Genomic DNA, 20395 nt, shown 5'->3' with positions numbered 1-20395 from the left:
ATTTGTCATTTAAATTTAATGACTTATTGTGTTAATTTGGAGGTTTTCTAATGAACGTATCAAAAAAATCTTTCATTGCTTTTGCTGTATTAGCATGCTGTTTTGGTGCATCTACACTAGGAACACATGTAGACGCATCTTATGGTTATAAATATACTGACTCGGTTCGTCCACCAGTAGAAACTCCTACAAATGATGCTTTTAGAGCTAACATGGTTAAACAAAATGAAGCTGATAATGCTAAATATGCTGCGACTACTAATACAAGTACAGCAAGTGCAAAAGATGATGATTCAATTTATTACGTAAGCGATTTATCTGATTCCTTCCGTAGTTCATTTACTGCACTTTTAAGAAATGCTGGTTTTACAGAGCATCAACTTAGATTAATCGGCTTGATTCACTAAGTTATGTATCGTTAATAGGTGAATACAAAAAGACCGTTAAGCAATTGCTTAACGGTCTTTTTAGTGTCTCTTATAATACGCTAACACCTTTTAAGGAGTAAGCAGTATTTCTAGGTTGTTCTACTTGGAAGTCAAGTACAACTGGAGATTCAGAGTTGATGCCAGGCGCTTGATAGCGGTCGCGGTCTGTTGGAATACGTTTGTATGGTAATTTATCAAGTAATACAGTCATAACTTTGTTCCATACAGCCTTATGTGTTGGCATTGTTAAGGAATCATCAGTTTGATTGAATCCACTGCGTACAGTGTGAATTACTTGATCATTCACATCGTAATAATATAAAAGTGCATTTACCTTTGCGGCGATGTACATTTCACGATCATCATTATTATATGTATATGGGCTATTAACACCATTGATTTGTACATATACGTCTTGTAATGGTACAGGCATAATAACGATTTCAGAATTTTGTGCAGCTGCAATTTGTGCAAGGTCAACAGCTCTAATTTCAGCTGTTGGCGTATTAGTACTTACGATTGCTGTATCATAGTATGGATACTTAAGCGTATTAGATAGACGGTCTGTCATGTAACGACCTAATTGGGCTGTGTTTTCGTTGCGCAATTTTGCAGGTACAACAATTGTAACTTTGCGACTAGGGAAATTATCTAAGTGACCATCATAATTAGAATTAGAAGTATTGATAGTCGCTTTTTCAGGTGTTCCAACAATTGGAGTTGAAACAGGTGTATTTGCAATCTTCAAAATAGGTTGACCATTATTATCAGCTTGTAATGTAGGGGTAGTCGTATCTACATTGGATGGCATAGAGTTAATGACTACTGGTTGAGCGGTATTTGATGTTAACTGGCTCATATTAATAGTGGCAGCACTTGCTGTAGCGAGTGTAGATGCCAATAGTACACCTAGTACTGTAAGTAGCGAACGTTTATAGCGTCCGAATGTATGAAACATAGTTCCTCCTCTAAATAAGACTCTTTAAAATTCACAAACAAAACAACTGGTATTATTATATCACATATACAAAAAAAAGAAGCAAGCTTTATGCTTGCTTCTAGGTCTGGTGGACGATGACAGGATCGAACTGCCGACATCCTGCTTGTAAGGCAGGCGCTCTCCCAGCTGAGCTAATCGTCCATATGGTGACCCGTCCGGGAATCGAACCCGGGATACCGCCGTGAAAGGGCGGTGTCTTAACCGCTTGACCAACGGGCCAGAATGGCTCCTCGAGTAGGACTCGAACCTACGACCGATCGGTTAACAGCCGATTGCTCTACCAACTGAGCTATCGAGGAATGGTACGATTGTTATTATATGTTAGATTAATTATAAAAGCAAGCGTTTTTTTTAAAATTACTATAAATTAAAAGACGTTAACTATGACTAAAACACATAACGTTATACAAAAAATCAATTATTAAAAATTTTGATAAGCAAGTCATTAAAATTAATATAATCTATATAAATGAATAAACACAGATAAATACTGTGTTTATAGAGATATCTTCAGGGATATTTTACTAAGAGTTAGCAATATAAGTATATTGAATATAATCGGTATACATATGCATTACAAAAAAGTTTAAACCTTTTATTTGAAAAATAATATCAAGTAGTCTGAAAGTGTATTTATCATCTTAGATATACTCTGCATTTATACGGTGATTTCAACCTAATTTTGGCCTCTAAAAGTGGATTAATATATAGGGTATAAAAATTCTTTCAACCTATGATTAGCTATGACTTTTATCACATTTGAAATATAGTTTTTATAGTCGAAAATATGATGAAAAAGAACTATTGAAATACCGAAATATATACAGTAATATTCATGAAAATAATTCTCAAAACATGAAAAAGCATTGAGAAAACTGTATAGTTAAGCCGTTGAAAGCATGTATGTTGTGTGTTACGATTGATGCATAGAGTTAATCTCGATGTGTATGAGAAACATATGTCTTATACACTTGAGAGTTAAAAGTTATCTCACGGTAATTTAGAATTAATATTCAACTATGTTCCTGAGGAGGGATTATCTTGCGCGAGATTCAAGTATCTGAAATCACAAAAACAGTCCGTCAAATGTGTATGGACGCAGCTTACCACTTGCCAAAAGACATCTATGAAGGCTTGAAAAAAGGCCGTGAAACAGAAGAGTCTCCAGTTGGTTGCATCGTTCTCGATCAAATCATCAAAAATGCAGAAATTGCTGATGCTGAAGATCGTCCATACTGCCAAGATACTGGTATGACATTGGTATTCGTAGAAGTAGGTCAAGATGTTCATTTCGTTGGTGGCGATCTTAAAGAAGCTATCAATGAAGGTGTTGCTCAAGGTTATGTAGAAGGTTACCTTCGTAAATCCGTTGTAGCAGAACCATTGTTCAACCGTAAAAACACTCAAAACAACACACCTGCAATCATCTACATCGATATCGTTCCTGGCGATAAAGTAGAAATCAACGTAGAACTTAAAGGCTTCGGTTCTGAAAATAAATCTGACGTAGCTATGTTGGTACCTGCAGATGGCGTTGAAGGCGTTAAAAATGCAGTTCTTGAAATCGTAAAACATGCTGGCCCTAACCCATGCCCTCCAATCGTACTTGGCGTTGGTATTGGTGGTACTATGGACCAAGCAGCTGTTATGTCCAAAAAAGCTTTGCTTCGCGATATTAGCACTCCTCACAAAGATCCTGAGTATGCAAAATTGGAAGAAGAAATTTTGGAAATGGTTAACAAAACTGGTATCGGTCCACAATTGGGCGGCACAACAACTTGTATCGGTGTAAACATCGAATGGGGTGCAACTCATATCGCCGGCCTTCCTGTTGCTGTTACTATTATGTGTCATGCTGCTCGTCATAAACACGTAGTACTTTAATCGGTAGGAGGTAATTACAATGGCTGAAACAATTCGCATTAATACTGAAGAATATAATGAAGAGTTTTCCCGTAAATTAAAAGTTGGTGATAGCGTTCTTATCACTGGCAAAATTTACTCCGCTCGTGACGCTGCTCATAAAGTTATGACTGAAGCTTTAGCACGTGGCGAAAAATTACCAATCGATTGGACTAACAAATTCGTTTACTACCTTGGCCCAACACCTGCAAAACCTGGTGACCCAATTGGTTCCGCTGGTCCTACAACTTCTGGTCGTATGGATGCTTACACACCAACAATGCTTGATCAAGGTATTAAAGGCATGATCGGTAAAGGTTCCCGTAAACCAGCAGTAGTTGAATCCATGAAGAAAAATGGTTGCACATACTTCGCAGCAGTTGGTGGCGCTGCAGCATTGATTGCAAAATCCATCAAAAAATACGAAGTACTTGCTTATGGTGAACTTGGTCCAGAAGCTTTGGCTGAATTGACAGTTGAAGATTTCCCTTGCATCGTAGTTGGCGATACTGAAGGTAACAACTTCTACGAACAAGGCCAAAAACCTTATAGAAAAATCTAATATCACCGTTGAGTGATTGAAAGAGGCTTGCTAATGCAAGCCTCTTTTTTATCTATAGAGGTTCAATAATTATCACTGTACATGTATGTATATATTTAATGATCATTACATTGTTTATTAGTATGATAGTAATATATGAAATTACTTTTATAGTTTATATATTATTATGTTAGATTCACTTTTGTTTAGTAGAGTAAAGTCTACCGATTCTGTCCATTTTGTGATAATATACATATAGATTTATACATTCAAAGTGAGTGAGGCGATATCATGACTTCTGTAGAAACTATTCGTCAGTCAGTGCGTACAGCGATGGCTGAATTGCTAGATTTGGCAAAGGTTCGAGAAGGTCAATTATTCGTGGTGGGTTGTTCCACTAGCGAAGTTATGGGTAAGAAAATTGGCACTGATTCCCACATTGATGTGGCTCAGATCCTATTTGATGAAATATATAAAGCTGTTAAAGCTAAAGGCCTTAATTTGGCCGTTCAATGCTGTGAGCATATTAATCGAGCTCTTGTTATGGAACGTAGTGCAGTAACATGGGAGGAAGAGGTTAATGTAGTACCTCAACGTCATGCAGGTGGAGCCATGGCTGTTACTGCCTATGAACGTTTTGACGATCCAGTGATGGTTGAATTTATTAAAGCTGATGCAGGTATCGACATCGGGGACACTTTCATAGGTATGCATATGAAACATGTTACTGTACCCGTGCGCCTCAGTATTAAAGAAATTGGTGAGGCTCATGTAACTGCTTGTCGTGTTCGACCTAAGAGCATTGGTGGTGAACGTGCTGCATATAATGAAGCGTTGATGTAGGGGGATAGTATGTCAAACGTAATACCATATTTTGTATTAGCTGTTGTAGCGCTTGGATTTTTTGCCATTTGTTACGCCGTTTTTAATCGTAATGATAGTGAAAGCCAAGCTAAAGATGAGCACCATGATAGATCTGTTACTAAGTTTGATGGTGAACATCATAGAGAAAAGTCCGTTAATGAATCTAGGGTAGGCGATGTAACTGTTACACATGAAGGTGGAACCAACGTGTATACGGCCTCTGTGTTAGAGGATAATGAAGAGTATAATGCTTCTGAACCTGTGGAAGCTCATAAAGATACATCTTATAACCGACGAGATGGTAATCAATTACATGTGGAAAACTCCGAAATAGGATATTCCTTGGCCTTAGGTCATCATGCAGGCGAGACTGAGACTAAATCAAGTCAAGCTGACTTAAAAGGACAAGAATCTGTTCAAGATACATCTGTTTCTGCTGATTCTATTCCGCATGAATCTGTTTCACATGAATCTATTCAAGTAAATTCTGGTTCTCTAGAGAAGACAGAATCTGCTCCAACAGAACATAGTAATGATGAAACTATTATAATGCCTGCAGTTTCTGATGGTAAACGCTCTAATAGTGAGCATCATTCCACTCCATTGATGGATAAGACTATTGTTCTTGATGCTGTTACAGATGAACTTCGCAATCGCGCTAATTCTGTAGAGGATACGATTGCTATGGGCGAATCTGTAGAGGCTCTTGAAGCTGATGAAGCAGAACATATTGAGGCTACACAAATGATCGGTGGTGTCGATGAGATTAAAACAGCAGAAGGCCCATCTGTATTGGATGAAACACGCTTGTTTGATGCTTCAGAAATAGAGGCTCAATTGGCAGCCGCTAGTATGGTTGAAGAAGAGGTACCAACAGGGCAATGGGCTAAAGCGGCACATGAAGATAAATGTATTGAATTGGCAATCGCGCCATTTGTTCATGCCTTCGGCGTGTTGCATGGAGATACACAACATTATGTGGAATCCATTACAAGAGATGCATTAGCAGCTCTTAATATTACAAAGTTAGCTGAAGTCAACGCACTTCTTGATAATATTGTTATTCAAGAAGCCTTGATGAGTATGCAAAAGGCCTATGCTGCTACGAATACAGAGTGGATGAAATCCGCCGCCTTAGGTGCGTTCTTAGATGTGGTGCAATCACCTAAGTCTAGCACTCCGTACCTTGTAGCCTTTGATGCGTTACGTGTATTGCCACATTTGACATTAGGTCATTTCCAAGTCATGGCATTGACCCTATTGCTACAATATTCTAGAAACTCTAATAACTATGGATTAATTCACTTCCAACATTATGTAGAAAAATATATTGAGCCATTCATTTCTGATTTGCCTCAAAACAATTCTTTCTACCGTCAGCTAGACTATTTACGCTGTACACAAGAGGAACGTGAACCGATTACATTAGCTCAAGTATTATCCAATTCTTATCCATTCGTGTTCAACTATCGTGGTTTCTCCAAGGAGGAACTCTTCCGTGCTACCGATGGTCATGGTGTGGATCCGCGCTATGTAGTGCGTAGCTTGAACTCCAATCTATATAAATTGGCTTTGGTTGATGAGTCTTTAGCACCACGATTCTTTAGACAAACACGCATTTCCGATTCTATGGTACAACGAGATCTCATCGCTCTTATGAAGAGTAAACCGACTGCTTTCAGAGGTCAAGAAGCACGTGATATTATGGATGATATTTCTCCAGTTCTCTTAGATTTAGCAGATGTATTTGATCATACGCCTATGTCTAAAATCAGTTTAACATTACTTGGCCTATATTTAGGTCGTGCTCATGTGAAAGCTACGATTGGTGAAGAATTCGATTTATCTCATTGGTTCTAATGTGTAAAATTAATTGCTAAGAACTAATACTAAAGAATTAATACTAAAGAATTAATACTAAAGAAATAATAACTGTATACTAAAAGGTCTCCCTAGATTATATAGGGAGACCTTTTTACGTTTATTGTATATTATTAGTTTTATTATAGGTTAAAAGATATGCTAGAAGCTATTAAAACCGAATTCTTCGATTCCTTCCACGTCTTTTAGTATTACTGTACGGCCTGTAATATCGATAATGCCTTCATCTCTTAGGCGCCCGAGTTCGCGGCTAAGTGCTGTGCGAGATACATTGAGTACTTCTGCCATTTGCTCACGGTTATGTGGCAAATGGATTGTTGTAGACTGCTGACGTTTATAAATGTCTGTTAAGTACGCGAAAATCTTCTCGCGCATACCTTTCAAGGTAAGATAATGAACCTTTCTTGTGAGGAGAATAGCTTTTTCAGACAAATCCTCCAATAGGTTGGACAAGATTTTGGTTTGGCATTGTTGGCAATCAGGCAATGTATCAATAAATGTTTCAAGAGGAATGAACATAATTTTACTAACCTTTGTAGCTTTAATCGTAGCAGGCCATAATGGTTGTTTACTAAATAGTAATGCTTCACCAAAAATATCAGATTGTTCAAGGTTAGCCATAATAACGCGTTGGCCCATAACATTTTCACGTGTCAGTAACGCACTGCCTTCGAGAATGACCCCAATGCCTTCCATCGGATCCCCAGAGAGGGCAATAAAATCATTTTTCTTATAGCTATGCACAATAACTTTCGCATTATGTAAATAACTGCGTAGTTCAGGTTCGCCCAACTTATTAAATAAAGGGCATTTAATTAGGGTAGGTAGATATTGGTTGATAATGTCATTTGAAAGTATTTGCTTCATGGTCGCCTCCGATGTGACGAAGTCTATAGTAAATTAAATTGATTATTGTATAATAATAGTATAAGGTCAAATGACCTACCTGTTCCGAAAGGGGAGCCAGGTAAAAATTTTGAAAAAGTTTTTTATTTGTTGCTCAAGCTACAGAAATTGTATCATCTTTACGTTATACTTTCAAATGTAATCAATCAGACACCTGATAATTCATCAGTGTAATGTATAGGTTTTATATTATCTAGCTTGAATGCGAGGAAGTCTCGCAAAGGAGGATTTTTAAATGAGTATGTTCTGTTATCAATGCGAACAATCTGCAGCACCAGGCGGCTGTACTGTACAAGGTGTATGTGGTAAAACTGCACCAGTTGCTAACTTACAAGACGAATTAACTGCTGCTTTAGTTGGTTTAGCACGCGCTTTAGACGTAAAAGGCCAAACTAAAGAAGGCGTTGACTATTTAATGCGTGGTTTGTTCATGTGTGTAACAAACGTAAACTTCTCTGAAGACCGCGTTCAAGAATTCATCGACGAAGTAAACGCTTATCATGCAAAAATCGATAGCGCAGCTCAAAACTTCGATTGGGAACAATTGTGGAAAGGTGAAGAAGATATCGTATCCCTTCGTTCTACATTATTGTTAGGTATGCGTGGTATGGCTGCTTATGCATGGCATGCTGCACGCCTTGGTTTCCATGATCCTGAAGTTGATGCTTGGTTCATCAAAGGCATGGTAGAATTCGCTAAAGACCACAGTGCTGAAGAATGGTTGAACTTGTTGATGGAATTCGGTCAAATCAACTTGAAATGCATGGCTATTCTTGATAAAGCTAACACTGAAACATATGGTACTCCAGTACCAACTACAGTACCTTTGACTGTAGAACCAGGTCCTTTCATCGTTGTAACTGGTCATGACCTTCACGACTTGAATCAATTGTTGGAACAAACTGATGGTAAAGGTGTAAACATCTATACTCATGGTGAAATGTTACCTTGCCACGCTTACCCTGAATTGAAAAAACATCCTCAATTGAAAGGTAACTTCGGTACTGCATGGCAAAACCAACAAAAAGAATTCGTTGACGTTCCTGGCGCATTCTTGTTCACTACAAACTGCATTATGCCACCAAAAGAAAACTACAGAGCTAATATCTTCACTACAGATATGGTAGGTTTCGACGGCTGTGCACACGTAGAAGAAAAAGCTGATGGCACTAAAGACTTCTCCGCTGTTATTGAACGTGCAATCGAATTGGGCGGCTACAAAGAAGCTCAAGAATTCACTGGCATCAACGGTGGTCACGAAGTAACTACTGGTTTCGGTCACGGTACAGTATTGGGTATTGCTGATAAAGTAATCGACGCTGTAAAAGCTGGCGCAATCAAACACTTCTTCTTAGTTGGTGGTTGTGACGGTGCTAAAGTAGGCCGTAACTACTACACAGAATTCGTAAAACAAACTCCAGATGATACTGTAGTATTGACATTGGCTTGTGGTAAATTCCGCTTCAACGACCTTAACATCGGTGAAATCGGTGGTATCCCTCGTATCCTTGATATGGGTCAATGTAACGATGCTTACTCCGCTATTCAAGTAGCAGTAGCTTTGGCTGGTGCATTTGAATGTGACGTAAACGACTTGCCATTAACATTGGTATTGTCCTGGTACGAACAAAAAGCAGTATGTATCTTGTTAACATTGTTGGCATTGGGTATCCGCAACATCTACATCGGACCTTCCTTGCCTAAATTCTTCTCCAGCAATGTATTGAACATTTTGGTAGAAAAATTCCAATTACATCCAATTACAACTCCAGAAGCTGACATGAAAGCTATCTTGGGCTAATAGGATCCATTAACTTATTAACTACAGTCCTACTTCCCCTCTCTTTTATGATTTAGGACTGTTGTTATAAATAACGCACCTTAGGTTCGCCTAAGGTGCGTTTTTTACTATTTTGTGAAAGTTATCTGTTAGTGGCTGTATATTGATGGGGCCCAGTTTCGTATCTACAACTTAGTCCTCCGTATGTGTACAAAAATACTGCTAATGTGCATATAGACATTAATCAATATCGATTGTTATACTATAGGTAAAGTAAGATTTTCTCACATTATTTATGTGTATATAGAGGCGTGTATGAATAGTATTTTTGATATTATAGGGCCTGTTATGATTGGCCCGTCTAGTTCGCATACAGCTGGTGCTGCGCGGCTAGGTAAGATGGCGCGGTGCATTTTCCGTTCCACACCTAAAAAGGTAGATTTAACCTTATATGGCTCTTTTGCTAAGACCTATAAAGGCCATGGTACAGATCGTGCCTTGATTGGGGGATTATTAGGTTTTAAAGAGGATGATACGAATATTCGTGTTGCTCATAAATTAGCTGAAAAAGAGGGCATGGAGTATAACTTTATCGAATCTCCTCTTGATGTAGGTCATCCTAATGTAGTTCGTTTTGATATGTACGATGAACATAATCGTCATATGACTGTGATTGGTCGATCTCTTGGGGGCGGTCAAATTATGATTACCGAAGTAGATGGCAATGATATGTCTATTACTGGCGATGAGTTTACACTTGTTGTATTCCATGAAGATAGACCTGGCGCTATCTCTTTGGTGAGCCAAGCATTGAGTGAGTCCGATATTAATATCGCTACCATGCGCGTGTTTCGGAAGGGTAAGCACAAGGATGCAGTGATGGTCATTACTACCGATACGGTGGTAAATCCAATTACCGTTCAGTTTATGCGCGAGTGTCCAGGCATTCAAGATGTCATGACCTTTGAAGCGTTATAGGAGGGCGAATGATGAGTTATGCATACGATACAATTGCAGATATTATTCGCCTAGCTGAGGAAAATAACATTTCCTTTGGCGATGTAGTACTGCGTTATGAATTAGAGAATTATGACCGCAGTGAAGAAGCGGTTATTCGTGAAATAGAGCATCGTTTAGACATCTTTGAAGGTTCTATTCAAGATGGTATAGACTATGCAGAAAAAACAGCGTCTGGTATGTCCGGTGGTCAGGCGGCACAGCTTAATGGCCAAGCACCAAGATTTATGAGTGATATTGCGTACAAGGCGATGACCTATGCTATTGCTGTAAACGAGGCGAATGCAAAAATGTTCCGCATCGTTGCGTGCCCTACGGCTGGATCTTGTGGTGTTATGCCTGGTGCGGTGAAAGCAGTGGCGGACCATTACAAGCTAGATAGAGCAACTATGGTAAAGGGCTTCTTGGCTGCCTCTGGCATTGGCAATGTCGTAGCGAATCGCGCTTGTGTGGCCGGTGCCGTTGGCGGTTGCCAAGCAGAAATTGGTACGGCCGCTTGTATGGCTGCCGGTGCCATTGTAGAAATGATGGGTGGTACGCCTCGTCAAGTAGGCCATGCTATCGCATTGTGTATGAAAAACTTATTGGGCCTTGCCTGTGATCCAGTAGCAGGACTTGTAGAGGTACCGTGCGTTAAACGTAATGGTTTCTATGCAGTTCATGCCATTACTGCATCTGAATTGGCTTTGATGAATATTGAAAGTCAAATTCCACCAGATGAAGTTATTGAAGCAATGAATAATATCGGTCGCGCTATGCCAGCAGCATTGCGTGAAACAAGTGATGGCGGCCTTGCGGTAACACCGACGGGTACAGCTATTGCAGAACGAGTGCAATCCTTATAGGATTGCACTTTTTTCATGCTTTCATTTGTAGTAAAATAAAGGTTAGACTAGTTCAGAAAGGAGTGTGCATGATGGAACAAGCCAATCGAATATTGACTGTATTGGAAGAAGCAGGTTATGAAGCCTATATCATTGGCGGAGCAGTGCGTGATATTTTGATGCATCAAAAGCCTCATGACTTTGATATTGTGACGTCTGCACGTCCTAATACGGTAATTGAAGTCCTACGCGGTCAAGATATTCAAACGACAGACTTAGTAGGAAAATCCTTTGGCGTAGTAGTAGCTACACTAGAAGGAAAGCAATATGAAATTGCAACGTATCGCACTGAACGATATGGAGCGGATAGTCATCGACCAGAAGAAATCGCTTATGCCGATACCTTAGAGGAAGACGTGTTGCGTCGTGACTTTACGGTCAATGGCATGGCTATGAATCGTTTTGGTGAGGTCATAGACCTAGTAGGGGGACGCCGAGATATCAAGCATAAGACATTGCGAACCATTGGGAATGCACAGCAACGCTTCGAAGAAGACGCATTGCGATTATTTAGAGCATGCCGCTTTGTGGCAAAGCTAGATTTCTTACCTACCGAAGATTTATTAGAAGCTATGCCAAAGGCATTTCATCGTGTGCCTGGGTTATCTCTCGAGAGAGTCCGTAGTGAACTGGACCGACTCATGTTAGAGCCCGCTGTGGCTAAGGGCCTTGATGTATTAGTACAATCTCGCTTGGCCGAGTGCTCTTGTCGCGTTGTAGAAAATGGCGTCGCTCGTGAAGTGCCTATTTTACCAGAGCTATACCATCTTGTGAATTTACCACAAGAAAAAGACTTTCACGAATTTGATGGTTGGTATCATACATTAGCCGTTGTATCTCATACAGAACCAGATTTAATATTACGTTGGGGTGCCCTGTTGCACGATGTGGCGAAGGGGATGCCGGCGGTACGGGCTGTTATTAACGGGCGTTTGACGGATCGTGGCCATGATACATTAGGTGCTGAGATGACTGAGACGTTGCTTACCCGTTTGGGCTATCCAAAAGCCTTTGTGCGCCGTGTAGCGTGGATTGTAAAAAATCATATGCGCTTTCACTATTTTGTACAAAATGGGGAAGCTAATGAGAAAAAGTGGATCCGTAAAGAGGCTCGCAGCGGTGAGTTTCGAGATAGTCAAATTATGCGAACTGCATGGGAGCAATTATCTAAGGTTTGTGCTGCTGATGTGTTAGGCTGTGGGAAGCCTTATGCATCGACTGATGGAACCTTAGCCTTTGGTGAATGTATGGCAGATCTGAGCCTAGAGATGCCTATCCATACAAAGGATTTAAATTATGATGAACGTGTTATTAAGCTTGCAGGGAATAAAGTGGGGGAAGGATTGCAGTATTTATTAGGTCAGGTACAAAATGGAGTGATTACCAATGAACCAGATGCGCTATATGATGCATTAGACCATAAGTTACGCCGTCCAGTGGAGAAATGATGAAGTTATTAAATAAAGCGTTATTACGCATGAGTGATTGGAGTCGCACTACGTGGTGCCTTGCCATACTCATGACCGTTGCTTTCGTCCTTATCGGTCGTTTAGCACAGTTACAGGTCTTTGATACCTTTGACCTAGAGAAGAAAAACTTATTACAAGTTCAAGTAGATAGAAAATTACAATCGCCGCGGGGTACAATCTATGACCGTAATGGCAAGCCATTGGCGATGAGTGTAGTTACAAAATCTTTATATGCGGATCCGAAGATGATTAAACAGTCTCCTCAAGAGATTGCGGAGCTCATCTCACCGTATGTAACGATGTCAAAAGAGAATATTGTAAAAGCTTTGCAAGAGGATACCGCCTTTGTCTGGTTGAATCGTATGATGGATGCAGACAAATCAAAAGCGGTACAACAAGTTATTAAGGATAATAATATTGCAGGCCTTAATTTCGTTGAAGAATCTAAGCGCTATTATCCAAATGGTGTCTTAGCGGCACAAGTATTAGGCTTTGTCGGCACTGATGATAAAGGGCTTGATGGTCTAGAAATGGTTCTCGATGACGAATTAAAGGGGGGCGTACAACAAGAAATTGTAGCTACTGATAATAAAGGGAATGCCATCTTTGGTTCCGTACTATCTAAATTTTTACCAGATAAGGGTAAAAGCGTAACCTTAACCATCGATGCAACAATTCAATTTATTGCAGAACGCGCTCTTGATAAGGCGATGGTTGATACAGGAGCTAAGCATGCCAGCGTTATCGTTATGGATCCAAAGACCGGTGAAATATTAGCGATGGCCAATCGTCCAAGTTATGATCCTAATAACTACAACCAAAGTGGTGAAGAGGCTTTCAAAAATATTGCGGTTACCAATTTATATGAACCAGGTTCTACATTCAAACCTATCATTGCATCTGCAGCTCTTGCAGCAGGCAAATGGAAGTTAGACACTGTGTATAACGATAAAGGGGCCTTCGCTGCCAATGGACATATCATTAGAAACTGGAATGGTGAGGGATATGGTCCTGTTCGTTTGCTAGATATTTTGAAGTACTCTATTAATACTGGTATGGCTGAAATTGGTACATTAACAGGTGCAGATATTCTCTCGAAATATATACGTGATTATGGCTTTGGCTCTGAAACAGGTATTGAATTGCCTGGTGAAGGAGCAGGTATTTTGTATAATCCAGAGGATATGAGTAAGCTAGACGTTGCGACTATGTCCATCGGTCAAGGTATTGCGGTTACACCATTACAAATGGTTCGCGCCTTTGGTGCACTTTCTAATGGTGGGGCTATGATGAAACCACATATCATCAAGTCTTATAGTAACTCTCAAGGCGATGTTACAAGTACGACTGAAACATCTGTTGTGGGACAACCAGTTCCGGCGGAAACCGCTAAAACCATTGTAGATATTCTAGAAAAAGAAGTATCCGAAGGTGGCGGTACAAAAGCGATGGTAGAAGGTTATCACTTCGGCGGTAAAACTGGTACGGCGCAAAAACTAGATACCAAACATGGCGGTTATCTCGACGGACAATACATTGCGTCCTTTATTGGCTTTGGCCCTGTAGAGGATCCAAAATTTGTAGTTCTTGTCGTTATTGATGACCCACAAAAGGGTTCTTATTATGGTAGTCAAATTGTAGCCCCTGTATTTAAGGACATCGTATCTCAACTTGTACGGTATTACCAAATGAGTCCGTATGTTAAAGAAAGTACACCAGTAGCTGTTAAAGCTGCTAATACATTACCTGAACCAAAACCGGGAAGTGATGGTTCTGTTACATTGCCTAACTTTACTGGTTTTACCTATGGTGAAGTGCGTGATTGGTTACATAAGGCGGGACTTGCCTTTAAACCGGATGGAACTGGTACGGCTACATCTCAAGATGAAAGTAGCGGTACAACTGTTCAGGCTGGTACAGCAATTACTGTTCATTTCCGTAGATAAAACGAATTCGGTCATAATTAGAAATTATAGACAGTTCGTTATATAATAGAATAAGAGACTTAGGTGCCTCTCCGGAGGCACCTTATTTTATAGATAGTTTGAATGAATGGAGATACTTATGATCGAATTACGCGGTAAAGCAGTAGCAGACGCTCACAAGGCGATTTTACAAGAAAAAGTTGCAGCAGTTGGCGACTCTGTAATTACTATGGCAGTATTACTCGTTGGTGAAGACCACGGTGCTCATATGTACGCTACATTTATGGAAAAGACAGCCAAGAACTTTGGCTATGGCTTTGTGTTAAAACAATTACCTGAAACGGCTACACAGGATGAAGTAGTTACAGCATTGCAAGAATTAAATAATGATGCGGCTGTTCATGGGATTTTACCGTTAATGCCGATGCCTAAACACATTGATACAGAGGCTCTTATCGATATGCTAGATCCTAAAAAAGATATCGATGGTCTAACTACGTATAATATTGGTCTTGTAACTGCCGGTAAAGGTGGCTTTGCCCCTTGTACTGCCAAGGCGTGCATGGCGATTTTAAACCACTATGATATTCCTGTAGAGGGTAAACATGTGGTAGTAATCGGTCGTAGCCAAGTGATTGGTAAGCCGGTAGCTCTTATGACACTTGGTGCACATGGTACGGTTACAATGTGCCATTCCAGAACCCCTGATTTGGCAGAACAAGTAAAACGTGGCGATATCGTTATTGCTGCAGCGGGTCGTGCTCATATGATTACAGCAGATATGATTAAGCCAGGTGCTGTTGTTATCGATGTAGGCATTAATGAACTAGAAGGTAAGACGGTAGGCGATGTTGATTATGAAGCGGTAAAAGATATTGCGTCTGCAATTACTCCAGTGCCTGGTGGTGTAGGCTCTGTAACGACTACTATGATGCTTGAAGCTGTATATGAGGCATACCATGCATGAGATGTCTATAGCAGAAGGTATACTTGATGTAGCCCTCGATACATTGCGCCAACACGATGCATCTGTGATTCATTCCGTTCAACTCGATTTGGGCCTTATGAGTGGAGTAGAGCCAGATTCTCTCCTATTTTGCTGGGAAGCCGTTACAAAGGGGACTGCAGCAGAAGGTTCGCGTATAGAAATTAATACGATTCCTATTGAAGGAAAGTGCTTGGATTGTGATAAAACATTTCCTGTAGAAAATTATAAGTTTATCTGTCCCTATTGTGACAGTCATTTCGTACAAACCATTGGTGGCCGCGAACTACAAGTGACCTCCATGGATATCGATTGATAGAAAGGTTAGGCATGCAAGTTCAAGTTAAAACTAATGTATTGGCAAAAAATGATGCCATTGCAGAGTCCTTACAACAGTTGTTTAAGGAAAAAAATATTTTTGTATTTAATCTATTAGGTTCTCCAGGGGCTGGTAAAACATCTCTATTGGAGGCAACTTTACATGATTTGAAAAAAGATTACCGCCTTGCTGTTATTGAAGGTGATTTATTTACTGCTAAGGATGCGGAACGGATTCATGAATTAGGCGTTCCTGTTATTCAAATCAATACAGTGGGAGGTTGCCATCTTGATGCACAAATGATTCAAGATGCACTAGGTGATTTAAATCTTGATGAACTCGATATGATCATTATCGAGAATGTAGGTAACCTTGTATGCCCTGCAGAATTTGAGATTGGTGAAAGCATGAAGGTAACTGTATTATCTGTTACTGAAGGTGAAGATAAGCCTCTTAAATACCCATTAATCTTTAAAGAGTCAAAGGCTATTCTCATTAATAAGATAGATTTATTGCCTTATGTACCATTTAAAAAAGACAAGGCAATACAAGATATACGTAATTTGAATCCAACAGGAGAGATTTTTGAAGTAAGTTGCACGGCCCATAATGGGTTAGAGCCATGGTTGACATGGTTGCGTGCGCAATTGGAGAGTAATCGATGAATCATTCTATTAAGAGCCGTATCGTAGCGGCACTTTTAGTTGGCCTATCTGCTACAACGGTAGGGTATGCGGCAGAACCGGCTATTTCGACTGTGAAACAAACTGCGGTGGAATCTACAGAGAATGCAAATGATGTTGCACATACGGATGATAAGACAACTGTAGAAGCAGCGGGAACTGATGCGGCTGAGTCTGTTGCGTATATAGATAATGCACCGATTAAAGCTGTTAAAATCGATACAAAGACAAAAAAGGAAAGCACTAAAACAGGATGGCTAGCTGAACAAATGGCAGTTACCGAGTTTGGTGATTCCATACAGTTTTGGCAAGCAGCTAGCGAAAATGAAGGTCCATTGCCTAGCGTAACGCAAAATAACTTGGCTGATATTGGTAAGTCTTATACGGCTAATAATTTGCCAGCTTTAGGGTCTGAAGATGATTATGCTATTGATGGGTATCGCTTAGGAGATCAGTTTGTAGCGCCTAAAGATGTAGAAAAAACAGTGGTTCGTGATAACTTTACGACGTACTATATGAAAGACTTGGAGGTGACCGTTTATACGGGACCTGCTCAAGAGCGTTTAGTAAATAATCAATTGCGCGGTCAAGGTGCTACTTATTTCTTTGAACCGAATACTATTACTAATATTCATAGTACGAAAAAAGGCGTCCACACTGTACGCGATATTGGTGTTGGTAGCACGCGCATGGAATTGGTATTTGCCTATGGTAGCCCTATTGCGATGTGGCGTGATTTGAAAAATGAAAGTTATATCTTCCTATATGAAGGTCATTCCGAAAATTCATGGTCTCGAAAAAAGGAATTTAATAGCTCGATAGAGAATACAAATAATAATAGCCAACAACAATCTATGCTAGGACAACAGAAAGAATATATTGCTTTCACCATCAAACAAAGCAATGTAGAGGCTGTTGATATGATTAGTGGTCAAGTATGGCCAAGATTTGGATTGCCTAAAGCTCCAGTATATGATTTTCAAGCAGGTAAATTGACTGCTGATGATTTTGTGTTGCGTGGCTATAAATTAAATGATTATTTTGTTAATGATCCCAATAATGATTGGAAACATCAAGGTATGTTGTTTGGGTCCACATTTATTGGATATAACGAATATGGCGTGAGTGTTGATAAAAAAAATCTCATCAATCGTGTTCTATTAAATATTTACACGCCTACTCGTCGCGGTATTGCGATGGGGGATACTAAATACTTATTGCTCTTTGTATATGGTATGCCTACTCGTATTGTTGAATCTACAACAAATGCGGGCACATCTACTGTATATGAATATAAAAATCCAGCGGCAAGCGACTCATATTTACAGTTTGCCCTAGATGATAAAAACCAATATATCAAATCCGTTATGTTATCTGACCGTCCAGTTAAGTAGGAACGGTTACAGCGAGGAGGCAAGGGATATGGTTACAGTTCAAGATGTAAGAGAACGTTGGGAACAAATTCAAGGTGATGATGAACGTATATTGTTTATCGTTGGTGGTCCTGGTTCTGGTAAAAGTTTGTTGATTCGTGAATTATCTGAACAAAAAGGTTGGAAGTACTTAGAGGCAAAACAACTTATTGAAGAAGAGTTTTTATTAGTACCTCGTGATGAAAGACCACAACTGGCAGAAGAAGTAATTCGTCGTGCATTAAGTCGCAGTGATACAGAAGTTGTTCTTATCGATGGTATTAATGTATTGTTTGCACCGATATTAAATTTAAATCCTCTTGAACTATTAAAGACTATTAGTAAAACATATCCGATTGTTGTAGGTTGGCGTGGTCATCTCGAAGGTGATCAATTGTACTTAGAACACAATAATGATCCAAAACATGCGGTAGTGACAATCACTAAGCCTGATCGTGTTATGGTTATTGATTAATAGAGTTATATTGATTGCTGAGGGCATTATATATTGCCATGAGTATGACCGCATATAAAAGGTAGGTGATATCATGGACCAATATGTAATTGCCCTCATTTTAGGTGTTATAGAAGGTATAACAGAATGTATTCCTGTATCTAGTACAGGGCATATGATTATTATTGGGCATATGCTTAATTTTGAAGGTGCCCATGCCGATGTGTTTGAAGTGTTCATTCAAATTGGTGCTATTCTTGCTATATACACACATTATAGACGGACATTTAATAGCTTTTTAAAACGGAAAAATTGGATTAAAACGCGTGGCGTATCTCTATTACATATTGGGGCAGGCGTGTTACCGGTACTGATGGCAGGGTATCTTTTACAATATATTATTAAAGGGTATCTCTTTGGGCCGATTCCTGTGATAATAGGTCTTTTGGTAGGCGCCCTTTTTATGATTTATGCAGAAAAAAGACGAGTGACTACAAGACTGGTTGATTCTGTAAATAATTTATCTATATACCAATGCTTCCGGATTGGACTCTATCAAATGCTTTGTTTGTGGCCTGGATTTTCGCGGTCTGGTGCTACCATTGCAGGGGGCATGTTAATCGGTTGTACTCGAAGAGCTGCTGCTGATTTTTCGTTTATCATGGCTGTACCAGTTATGATTATTGTTTGTATATATGATTTGTTACGGGTAATACATTTATTAGACTTAAATGATATTATTATGTTTGCCATTGGCACACTCGTGTCATATATAGTAGGTTATATTACGGTAAAAGTATTTTTGTGGTACTTGAATCGATCCTCTTTATCCTCCTTTGGGTACTATCGGATAATAGTGGCTATATTAGCAATTATCTATCTTTATCTATGATTGCCGATGAGGAAAAAATGAAGTTTAAAAAGTTTAGAAAAAATACTTGCATAGGGTATCGTTTCATGTTATTATGATTAAGCACTAAGGGATACCGCAGTGAACAAAAAAACTTCAAAAAAGTTTTTAAAAAGTTCTTGACACTTAGTGGGACGGATGATAAAATACATCTTGTCGTAATGATGCTGGCGTAGCTCAATTGGTAGAGCAGCTGACTTGTAATCAGCAGGTTGTGGGTTCAATTCCTATCGCCAGCTCCATTTTATTTTGGAGGGATTCCCGAGCGGCCAAAGGGAGCAGACTGTAAATCTGCCGTCTTCGACTTCGAAGGTTCGAATCCTTCTCCCTCCACCATTTATAGCGGGGTGGAGCAGTTGGTAGCTCGTCGGGCTCATAACCCGAAGGTCGCAGGTTCAAGTCCTGTCCCCGCAACCACAAAAATTCACAGTGAAATGATCGTTCATTGTGCTGGTGTAGCTCAGTCGGCAGAGCGTATCCTTGGTAAGGATAAGGTCACCGGTTCAATCCCGGTCACTAGCTCCATACATGGCGGCATAGCTCAGTTGGCTAGAGCAATCGGTTCATACCCGGTGTGTCCGCGGTTCAAATCCGTGTGCCGCCACCATTAAACCTCACATTGGTGAGGATTTTTTTATTTCTCCATAAAATATAAATTGAAGCTGATGAGTGTAAGGATTACATTTGTCAGTTTTTTTATTTTAGAAGAATATTTGTATTTTTAGAAGTTTTTCTATATATGGTATAATAATGTATAAGGGAATCTTATATTCCATTGATAAATTAGGGTTAATATATTATATTAATACTAGAATGTAATTTGTTTTTGTGAAGGAGGATACAATCCTAATGGCAAAAGAAAAATTTGAACGTACGAAACCGCATGTTAACATTGGTACAATCGGTCACGTTGACCATGGTAAAACTACTTTGACAGCTGCAATCACTAAAGTATTGGCTGAAAAAGGCCAAGCTGATTTCCAAGATTACAGCATGATCGATAAAGCTCCAGAAGAACGTGAACGCGGTATCACA

The 20395-nt window shown here is 39.6% G+C and carries 19 protein-coding genes and 8 tRNA genes; 22 read left to right on the top strand and 5 right to left on the bottom strand.

All coding sequences use genetic code 11. The features are described 5' to 3' along the window. Window positions 1-50 precede the first annotated feature (50 nt). Entirely contained in the window at window positions 51-407 is a 357-nt protein-coding gene (locus KH109_RS07985) for a hypothetical protein (RefSeq protein WP_105084941.1), read from the top strand. 70 nt (window positions 408-477) lie between these two features. Here KH109_RS07985 and KH109_RS07980 read toward each other — a convergent pair whose 3' ends face one another. The 4 genes from KH109_RS07980 to KH109_RS07965 form a co-directional block, all read right to left on the bottom strand. Then, entirely contained in the window at window positions 478-1386 is a 909-nt protein-coding gene (locus KH109_RS07980; protein WP_295218351.1) for a hypothetical protein, read from the bottom strand. Window positions 1387-1493: 107 nt separating this feature from the next. Continuing rightward, a tRNA-Val gene (locus KH109_RS07975) sits at window positions 1494-1569 on the bottom strand. A gap of 3 nt (window positions 1570-1572) precedes the next feature. Beyond that, window positions 1573-1647 (bottom strand) — tRNA-Glu (locus tag KH109_RS07970). A 4-nt stretch (window positions 1648-1651) separates the two neighbouring features. After that, a tRNA-Asn gene (locus tag KH109_RS07965) sits at window positions 1652-1727 on the bottom strand. 742 nt (window positions 1728-2469) lie between these two features. Between KH109_RS07965 and KH109_RS07960 the strand changes: the two genes are divergently transcribed. The 4 genes from KH109_RS07960 to KH109_RS07945 all read left to right on the top strand — a co-directional run bounded on the left by KH109_RS07960 (window position 2470) and on the right by KH109_RS07945 (window position 6595). Continuing rightward, a complete protein-coding gene (locus KH109_RS07960; RefSeq protein WP_009660830.1) occupies window positions 2470-3312 on the top strand; it encodes a fumarate hydratase in 843 nt (280 codons plus the stop codon). A 19-nt stretch (window positions 3313-3331) separates the two neighbouring features. After that, complete coding sequence (locus KH109_RS07955) at window positions 3332-3892, top strand: Fe-S-containing hydro-lyase (protein WP_005385442.1); 561 nt, start codon at window positions 3332-3334, stop codon at window positions 3890-3892. Window positions 3893-4162: 270 nt separating this feature from the next. Next, the gene (locus tag KH109_RS07950) at window positions 4163-4714 is read left to right on the top strand and encodes a TIGR01440 family protein (RefSeq protein ID WP_105094198.1); all 552 of its coding nucleotides are present in this window, start codon (window positions 4163-4165) and stop codon (window positions 4712-4714) included. Between the two features lie 9 nt (window positions 4715-4723). Then, a complete protein-coding gene (locus KH109_RS07945) occupies window positions 4724-6595 on the top strand; it encodes an LPO_1073/Vpar_1526 family protein (protein WP_295218348.1) in 1872 nt (623 codons plus the stop codon). A gap of 162 nt (window positions 6596-6757) precedes the next feature. On the opposite strand, the gene KH109_RS07940 is transcribed toward KH109_RS07945, so the two are convergent. Further along, window positions 6758-7483, bottom strand: coding sequence for a Crp/Fnr family transcriptional regulator (locus tag KH109_RS07940; RefSeq protein ID WP_295218346.1), 726 nt, complete (start codon window positions 7481-7483; stop codon window positions 6758-6760). A gap of 274 nt (window positions 7484-7757) precedes the next feature. On the opposite strand from KH109_RS07940, the gene hcp reads away from it, so the two are divergent. From hcp to KH109_RS07855, 17 genes are all read left to right on the top strand, one after another. Further along, window positions 7758-9323 carry a hydroxylamine reductase gene (hcp, locus tag KH109_RS07935; RefSeq protein WP_005377073.1) on the top strand — a complete coding sequence of 522 codons (1566 nt, stop codon included), beginning with the start codon at window positions 7758-7760 and terminating at the stop codon, window positions 9321-9323. Window positions 9324-9617: 294 nt separating this feature from the next. Next, the gene (gene sdaAB / locus KH109_RS07930; protein ID WP_005385446.1) at window positions 9618-10280 is read left to right on the top strand and encodes an L-serine ammonia-lyase, iron-sulfur-dependent subunit beta; all 663 of its coding nucleotides are present in this window, start codon (window positions 9618-9620) and stop codon (window positions 10278-10280) included. Between the two features lie 11 nt (window positions 10281-10291). Further along, window positions 10292-11164, top strand: a complete 873-nt coding sequence (sdaAA, locus tag KH109_RS07925) for an L-serine ammonia-lyase, iron-sulfur-dependent, subunit alpha (RefSeq protein ID WP_178886035.1) — start codon at window positions 10292-10294, stop codon at window positions 11162-11164. Between the two features lie 68 nt (window positions 11165-11232). Further along, on the top strand, window positions 11233-12651 hold the full coding sequence (locus tag KH109_RS07920; RefSeq protein ID WP_058948091.1) for a CCA tRNA nucleotidyltransferase: 1419 nt from the start codon (window positions 11233-11235) through the stop codon (window positions 12649-12651). Continuing rightward, a complete protein-coding gene (locus KH109_RS07915) occupies window positions 12651-14618 on the top strand; it encodes a penicillin-binding transpeptidase domain-containing protein (protein ID WP_178886033.1) in 1968 nt (655 codons plus the stop codon). The genes KH109_RS07920 and KH109_RS07915 overlap by 1 nt, the downstream gene beginning before the upstream one ends. A gap of 118 nt (window positions 14619-14736) precedes the next feature. After that, a complete protein-coding gene (locus tag KH109_RS07910) occupies window positions 14737-15564 on the top strand; it encodes a bifunctional 5,10-methylenetetrahydrofolate dehydrogenase/5,10-methenyltetrahydrofolate cyclohydrolase (protein ID WP_060924355.1) in 828 nt (275 codons plus the stop codon). After that, on the top strand, window positions 15557-15898 hold the full coding sequence (hypA, locus tag KH109_RS07905) for a hydrogenase maturation nickel metallochaperone HypA (protein WP_005385455.1): 342 nt from the start codon (window positions 15557-15559) through the stop codon (window positions 15896-15898). The genes KH109_RS07910 and hypA overlap by 8 nt, the downstream gene beginning before the upstream one ends. 14 nt (window positions 15899-15912) lie before the next feature. Then, window positions 15913-16566: a hydrogenase nickel incorporation protein HypB gene (hypB, locus tag KH109_RS07900; RefSeq protein ID WP_005385456.1), complete on the top strand. Its 654-nt coding sequence runs from the start codon at window positions 15913-15915 to the stop codon at window positions 16564-16566. Next, window positions 16563-17978: a hypothetical protein gene (locus tag KH109_RS07895; protein WP_105084933.1), complete on the top strand. Its 1416-nt coding sequence runs from the start codon at window positions 16563-16565 to the stop codon at window positions 17976-17978. Before hypB ends, KH109_RS07895 begins: the two co-directional genes overlap by 4 nt. A gap of 28 nt (window positions 17979-18006) precedes the next feature. Then, on the top strand, window positions 18007-18471 hold the full coding sequence (gene brxF / locus KH109_RS07890; RefSeq protein WP_005379848.1) for a BREX-3 system P-loop-containing protein BrxF: 465 nt from the start codon (window positions 18007-18009) through the stop codon (window positions 18469-18471). A 73-nt stretch (window positions 18472-18544) separates the two neighbouring features. Continuing rightward, entirely contained in the window at window positions 18545-19342 is a 798-nt protein-coding gene (locus KH109_RS07885) for an undecaprenyl-diphosphate phosphatase (protein WP_295218335.1), read from the top strand. A 184-nt stretch (window positions 19343-19526) separates the two neighbouring features. Continuing rightward, window positions 19527-19602: transfer RNA gene (locus tag KH109_RS07880), tRNA-Thr, on the top strand. A 9-nt stretch (window positions 19603-19611) separates the two neighbouring features. After that, window positions 19612-19696, top strand: a tRNA-Tyr gene (locus tag KH109_RS07875). 5 nt (window positions 19697-19701) lie between these two features. Beyond that, window positions 19702-19777: transfer RNA gene (locus KH109_RS07870), tRNA-Met, on the top strand. 32 nt (window positions 19778-19809) lie between these two features. Next, window positions 19810-19885: transfer RNA gene (locus KH109_RS07865), tRNA-Thr, on the top strand. A gap of 5 nt (window positions 19886-19890) precedes the next feature. After that, window positions 19891-19967, top strand: a tRNA-Met gene (locus tag KH109_RS07860). A 242-nt stretch (window positions 19968-20209) separates the two neighbouring features. After that, window positions 20210-20395, top strand: a 186-nt coding sequence (locus tag KH109_RS07855) for a GTP-binding protein (RefSeq protein ID WP_038113538.1), incomplete at its 3' end; no start/stop codon positions are given.

Source organism: Veillonella sp. (assembly GCF_018381775.1).
Taxonomy (GTDB): Bacteria; Bacillota; Negativicutes; order Veillonellales; family Veillonellaceae; genus Veillonella.
Note: the sequence above shows the minus strand (reverse complement) of the source record. Positions and strands in the feature narration are given on the sequence as shown.

Excerpts from the sequence above, each read along its gene's own strand:
- KH109_RS07980 (WP_295218351.1), bottom strand. The coding sequence starts at position 1,386 with ATGTTTCATACATTCGGACGCTATAAACGTTCGCTACTTACAGTACTA.
- KH109_RS07945 (WP_295218348.1), top strand. The coding sequence starts at position 4,724 with ATGTCAAACGTAATACCATATTTTGTATTAGCTGTTGTAGCGCTTGGA.
- KH109_RS07895 (WP_105084933.1), top strand. The coding sequence starts at position 16,563 with ATGAATCATTCTATTAAGAGCCGTATCGTAGCGGCACTTTTAGTTGGC.
- hcp (WP_005377073.1), top strand. The coding sequence starts at position 7,758 with ATGAGTATGTTCTGTTATCAATGCGAACAATCTGCAGCACCAGGCGGC.
- hypB (WP_005385456.1), top strand. The coding sequence starts at position 15,913 with ATGCAAGTTCAAGTTAAAACTAATGTATTGGCAAAAAATGATGCCATT.
- KH109_RS07885 (WP_295218335.1), top strand. The coding sequence starts at position 18,545 with ATGGACCAATATGTAATTGCCCTCATTTTAGGTGTTATAGAAGGTATA.
- sdaAA (WP_178886035.1), top strand. The coding sequence starts at position 10,292 with ATGAGTTATGCATACGATACAATTGCAGATATTATTCGCCTAGCTGAG.
- KH109_RS07955 (WP_005385442.1), top strand. The coding sequence starts at position 3,332 with ATGGCTGAAACAATTCGCATTAATACTGAAGAATATAATGAAGAGTTT.
- KH109_RS07940 (WP_295218346.1), bottom strand. The coding sequence starts at position 7,483 with ATGAAGCAAATACTTTCAAATGACATTATCAACCAATATCTACCTACC.
- brxF (WP_005379848.1), top strand. The coding sequence starts at position 18,007 with ATGGTTACAGTTCAAGATGTAAGAGAACGTTGGGAACAAATTCAAGGT.
- KH109_RS07915 (WP_178886033.1), top strand. The coding sequence starts at position 12,651 with ATGAAGTTATTAAATAAAGCGTTATTACGCATGAGTGATTGGAGTCGC.
- KH109_RS07910 (WP_060924355.1), top strand. The coding sequence starts at position 14,737 with ATGATCGAATTACGCGGTAAAGCAGTAGCAGACGCTCACAAGGCGATT.
- hypA (WP_005385455.1), top strand. The coding sequence starts at position 15,557 with ATGCATGAGATGTCTATAGCAGAAGGTATACTTGATGTAGCCCTCGAT.
- sdaAB (WP_005385446.1), top strand. The coding sequence starts at position 9,618 with ATGAATAGTATTTTTGATATTATAGGGCCTGTTATGATTGGCCCGTCT.
- KH109_RS07920 (WP_058948091.1), top strand. The coding sequence starts at position 11,233 with ATGATGGAACAAGCCAATCGAATATTGACTGTATTGGAAGAAGCAGGT.
- KH109_RS07950 (WP_105094198.1), top strand. The coding sequence starts at position 4,163 with ATGACTTCTGTAGAAACTATTCGTCAGTCAGTGCGTACAGCGATGGCT.
- KH109_RS07985 (WP_105084941.1), top strand. The coding sequence starts at position 51 with ATGAACGTATCAAAAAAATCTTTCATTGCTTTTGCTGTATTAGCATGC.